Source organism: Rhodopseudomonas sp. BR0C11, assembly GCF_010820945.1.
GTDB classification, from domain to species: Bacteria; Pseudomonadota; Alphaproteobacteria; order Rhizobiales; family Xanthobacteraceae; genus Rhodopseudomonas; species Rhodopseudomonas palustris_H.
This window is the reverse complement of sequence record NZ_QTKI01000329.1, coordinates 1-5537: the sequence shown is the minus strand read 5'-3', so window position 1 is coordinate 5537 and position 5537 is coordinate 1. Positions and strand designations below refer to the sequence as shown.

Sequence of the window (5537 nt, the reverse complement as noted above, 5' to 3'; positions counted from 1 at the left end):
AGGGGGGGGCTCGGGGGGGCGGCGGCTGCGCGCGACCAAAATCGGCGCGGCCGCGGGGGCTGGATCTCGTCGCTGTTCGTATCGATTGCGCTGGCCTGGGGGACCTGGCCAGCCGGCGCTGAGCCGGCGATGGTCGAACACACCGCCTTGCCGCATGACGGCCAAGTCGGCGCGGTCGATCCGTCGGTCAATGCGCTGGTCGACTACGTGCGTGGCCTGCAGAGCGCCGGCAAGACCGAACCGAACTTCACGCCGGTGCCCGCCCACGGCCTCGCGCTCGGTGACGGACATGGCGGCGGGCATGGGGGCATGTCGGGCCACGGCGCCTCCGCGCATGGTTCACCCCACGGTTCACCACACGGCGGTTCTGCAGCCGGTCCGCGCTTCGACACGCGGTTTGCCGGACACGGTTCAATCGAGGCTTTGCTGGCGCTTCCCCAGATCGACGGAGGCCCGCAGCTCGACCAGACCCTGCGGTTTGCGGCTTCGCTGCGCCTCGCCACACTCAGCGAAAAGCGCATCCTGCGGTCTCACGCGACCCGCCATACGCTGGCTGCGCGCTTAGCCCGCGAGCCTGACTACGTGGCGGAGATGCCGGAGCCGGTCCGCGATGCCACCACGGTGACCACCTGGGTCGCTCTGGAGAATTTCGACGACACGATCGAGCAGCCGAAGCAGTTCGGCTTCATCGAGATCCTCGCCGCCAAGGCGGATGATTCTCAGCCGGTGCTGATGGTCGCGACGCGCGAGCCCAAGGCTGCGGCCGCCGGGCGTGCGCCGATGGTGGCGCCCGCACCAGGCGATCCCGATGGCCGTTACTTCGTCGGCTCCAAGCCGTGCGAGACCTGCCACGCCGGCCTGTTCGACGAGTTTCAGCAGACCGTGATGGGCCGCAACATCAAGTCCGGCAAGGTCACGCCGCAGGGCAAGATGGAATGCGAGACCTGCCACGGCCCCGGCTCGGCGCACGTCAATGGCGGCGGCGGCCGCGAGAAGGGCGGCATCCGCTCGTTCCGGCCGACCGACAGCCGCGGCTTCGATGTCGCCGAGGCCAACAGCGTCTGCCTGAGTTGCCACGAGAAAGGTGACCAGACCTACTGGCAGGGATCGCAGCACGAGACCCGCGGCCTCGCCTGCGTCAACTGCCACACCGTGATGCGCAAGGTGTCGCCACGCAATCAGCTCAAGACCGTGCAGGTGATGGATACCTGCTTCCAGTGCCACAAGGATCGCAAGGCGCAGGTGCAGCGCAGCTCGCACATGCCGATCCGTGAAACCAAAATCACCTGCGTCAATTGTCACAACCCGCACGGCAGCGCGACCGAGAAGCTGCTGCGCGAGGCGACCGTCAACGACACCTGCTACACCTGCCACGCCGACAAGCGCGGACCGTTCCTGTTCGAACATCCGCCGGTCCGCGAGAACTGCCTGAACTGCCACGAACCGCACGGCTCCAACCACGAGTCGCTGCTGATCGTCGCGCGGCAACGGCTGTGCCAGCAGTGCCATACCAACCCGCACAACCAGCCAGGTTTGCCGACGTCGGCGCGCTGGGCAGTCGGGAACGCCTGCCAGAATTGTCACAACAACATCCACGGCTCCAATGCGCCGTCCGGATCGCGCTGGCACCGATAGCTCGGGGCCGGGGACAGCGACGGCTGCGGCCGCCGTCGCTCGCCACACCAACAAGCCGCCAAGGGTGATGGAACGACTCGCGCGAAGGGGGGCCTTTGAAATGACGTTTAGGCAATTCCTGCTGACGTCCGCCGCAATCTCCGTGGTGACCGCAATGCCGTTGAGCGCGACCGCCGAAACGGCGGCCAAGGAGGAGCCGGCGCACTCGATCCCCGATTTCGATGCGGCCCATGGTGGCTGGTCATATTCGGGGGAATTCGAAGCCGGCTGGCGCTCGTTCATCCAGCGCCCGCCGAAATCGGCGACGCCCTGGGTATCGCCGGCCAATCCGGCCGGCGGCGGCGATCGTAACAACCGTTCGAAGTTCGAAGAGTACGGCCGGATCGCGCCGGGACTCTATGCCGAATATCTGCGGATGACGCTGCAGACCAAGGACGGCACCTACTGGAACGAGCTCCGCGCCGACAACATCGGCAACAACAATCAACGCTACGTCTTCGACTTCTCGAAAGCCGGCGAGCACTACCTCACCCTGGGTTGGGACGAGATCCCGCATCTCTACAACACCAGCGCGCTGAGCATCTGGAACGGCGTCGGTACCACCACGCTGACCACGCCGGTCACCATCCCCGGCAACAGCTTGTCGATCGTGGCGCCTGCGACTACTACCACCGCCGCGCAGCGCGCCGCGGTGACCAACGCGCTGGCCGGCAAGACCAACCTGATCGACGTCGGCATCGATCGCCGCAAGGGCAGCGCAGCCTATCGCTGGACCCCCGACCCGAACTGGGACGTCAAAGCCAGCTACTCCCACGGGCCCCGCGAAGGCCGGCAGATCGCGGGCTTTCCGATTGGCGGCCTCGCCGCCACCGGGCTGCAGCAGATGCAGGCGCCGCGGCCGATCGACGACACCACCCAGATCGGCAAGCTCAGTGGCCAGTACTTCGGTCCAACGCCGTGGGGCGGTCACTACAACGTCCAGGTCGGCGGCGGCTTTTCGCTCTACGACAACAGCTTCAATTCGTTCACCGTGCAGAATCCGTTCTTCGACCCCGCCAATCCGCGGGTGTTCTCGCCGGCGGCACGGATCAGCCTGATGCCGAGCAATCAGGCCTACAATACCGGCGTCACCACCGGCATCGATCTGCCGTTCAAGACGCGCTGGAACAGCACGTTTCAATACACCACGATGCGGCAGAACGAAGCCTTCATGCCGTTCACCGTCAATCCCAACATCACAACCTTCCTGCTGCCAGCCTCGAGCCTCAACGGCGAGGTCAACACGGCACTCTACAACACGACTGCCACCACCCAGTGGACGCCGGAATTCCGCACCACCACGCGCTATCGCTACTACGACAACGACAACCAGACGCCGGAACTGCTGATGCCGAATTACGTGGTCGAGGATTCGTCCGCCACCGGCATCGCTGCCGGCATCCCGCGGCGGTCGCTGTCGATGTCCTACACCAAGCAGAATGCCAGCGGCGAAATGCAGTGGCGTCCGGCCAAATGGGTCACATTCGGCAGCACGTTCGGCTGGGAGCAGTGGGACCGCTCCCGCCGCGACGCCAACGTGACCAATGAATTCATCGGCAAGCTGACCGCCGACTTCAAGGTTCACGACATTGCGACGCTGCGCACCAGCGGCCAGTATTCCGAACGCCGCTACGACAATTACGACGGCCTAGCGATGGCACGCGACACCTATTACAGCGCCACCGCCAACAACGGCACCAACTTGCTAATGCGCAAGTTCGATATGGCGAACCGCAACCAGACCAAGGCCAACGCCTTCCTCGACATCTCGGGCCCGGCCGGCAGCGTGTTTCGGGATTTCGTAATTTCACCGACCGCCGGCCTGCGATTTGAGGACTACCCAGACGATCCGCTGTTCTTCGGCCTGAAGAAGAGCAACACCTGGAACGCCGGCATCGACGTCACCTACAGCTTCACGCCAGGCTCCTCGATCCAGGCGTCGTATCTGTACGAAACGTATGATCGCTTCCAGGTCGGCAGCGGCACGCTGACCAACTCGGCGACCGGCCTGCCCAACGCCACACCGATCAATGCGTTCGGCAGCAACACGCTCGAGAAGGTGCAGACCATCCTGATCGCCAGCACGCTGGAGCTGATCCCCGGCGTGCTGGATTTCAAGCTCGGCTATGCGATCTCGTTCTCGCACGAGGATTGGGACTACGGCCCTTATAACGGCTACGCGATGCTGGCGAATGTCGGCGGCAGCGTATATCGGCCGTTCCCCACGGTGTCGACCAACTATCAACGGCTCGATGCGTCGCTGAAGCACACCATCGATCCGTCGATTGTGGCGAAGCTGGGCTGGACCGGGGAGGTCTACGTCAAGGCGCGCTACATCTGGGAGCGCAACAGCGTCGACAACTGGCAGCAGGATCTGATGTCGCCCTATCTGTACCTAGTGGACACCACGCTGGCGCGGATGATCGACATGGGCGCCACCAACCCGAACTACGACGCGCAGTACTTCCAGGTCTCGCTCAACGCCAAATGGTGAGCGGCAGCGACGCCACGCGGCGCCGCCTCGCGACAGAATCGGCTCGCATGCGAACGCGGCGAGCTTGCAGCCGGCGGCAAAGACGTGACCGCCGGCCGATACCAGCCAACGTCAACAACAATGGGAGGACGACAGACGATGAACGACAAACGCAATGACCAGCCACCGCTGTCGCGGCGCAAGCTGCTGAAGGCCGGCGTCGGTGCCGCGAGCGTCGCCGCGATGCTGGGCGCCGGCGTGGCTGCGGCGAATGCCCAGGTCACCAAAAAGGCCTCGCACAAGGACGCCGGCTATCAGGAATCGCCGAACGGTGCCAAGCGCTGCGGCACCTGCCGCCAGTTCCGGCCGCCGAGCTCGTGCATCACGGTCGAAAGCCCGATCAGCGAGAACGGCTGGTGCCGCCTCTACGCCGGCAAGGCGTAACGCGCCGCCGATCACGTCATCTGCTGCGCAACGACGAGCGGCGCAGCGGTCGCAAGCTCCGGGTCCGATACAGTCGGAGCTGGAGCTTGCGTCATTGCGGGCGTCCGCCTGTCGGGCAAGGCCTTCGGCCTCGCGCATGATCGATACGCTGCGCCCAACGTCGGCGGAGCGCGATCACGCGTCGGCGGTCTCGCGAACCAGGATGCGCTCGCGCAGCGTCGGCTTGTGCACCTTGCCGGTGGCGTTGCGCGGCAATGCTTCGACGAAACTGACGCGCTGCGGACATTTGAACCGCGCCAGCCGCTCCCGGCAGTGCGCCAGCAGCTTCGCCTCGCTCAGCTCTTGGCCGGGTTTGAGCGCGACCACCGCGACGCCGGTTTCGCCCCATTGCGGATCAGGCGCGCCGATCACTGCCGCTTCGGCAATCTCCGGCAGCTGGTACAGCACGTCCTCGACCTCGGCCGGGTAAACGTTCTCACCGCCCGAGATGTACATGTCCTTGGTGCGGTCGACGATGTAGTAGAAGCCTTCGTCATCGACCCGCGCGGCATCGCCGGTGTGCAGCCAGCCGTCGGTGAACGACGTGCGGTTGGCGTCCGGCCTGTTCCAATAGCCGGGGGTGATGTTCGGGCCCTTCACCCAGAGTTCGCCCATCTCGCCCGGTTTCACCGGCTCGCCGTCCGGACCGACGATCTTCAGGTCGGCGTGCAGCACCGGCTTGCCGGCCGAGCCGGCTTTGCGCGCGGCATCGTCGGCATCGAGCATCAGCACCGCCGGGCTGGTCTCGGTCATGCCGTAGCCCTGGACCAGGGCACAGCCACGTTCCTGCCAGATCTTCAATAGCGGCACCGGCATCGGTGCGCCGCCGACGCCGGCGAACTGCAGCCGCGACAGGTCGGTCGCAGCGAACGCCGGATGCTGGCACATGAACTGATAGATCGACGGC

General features: G+C 65.4%; 4 protein-coding genes. 3 read left to right on the top strand and 1 reads right to left on the bottom strand.

Annotated elements, in window-relative coordinates; all coding sequences use genetic code 11:
* The 3 genes from DYI24_RS28130 to DYI24_RS20105 form a co-directional block, all read left to right on the top strand.
* A partial coding sequence (locus DYI24_RS28130) for a DmsE family decaheme c-type cytochrome (protein ID WP_205523606.1) occupies positions 1-1635 on the top strand: 1635 nt, incomplete at its 5' end.
* 100 nt (positions 1636-1735) lie between these two features.
* A complete protein-coding gene (locus DYI24_RS20110) occupies positions 1736-4168 on the top strand; it encodes an MtrB/PioB family decaheme-associated outer membrane protein (protein ID WP_164573573.1) in 2433 nt (810 codons plus the stop codon).
* Between the two features lie 138 nt (positions 4169-4306).
* Positions 4307-4591 carry a high potential iron sulfur protein gene (locus DYI24_RS20105; RefSeq protein WP_164573572.1) on the top strand — a complete coding sequence of 95 codons (285 nt, stop codon included), beginning with the start codon at positions 4307-4309 and terminating at the stop codon, positions 4589-4591.
* 174 nt (positions 4592-4765) lie between these two features.
* Here the strand turns inward: DYI24_RS20105 and DYI24_RS20100 are convergent.
* Positions 4766-5537: AMP-binding protein (locus tag DYI24_RS20100; RefSeq protein WP_164573571.1), on the bottom strand; the 772-nt coding region annotated here is incomplete at its 5' end.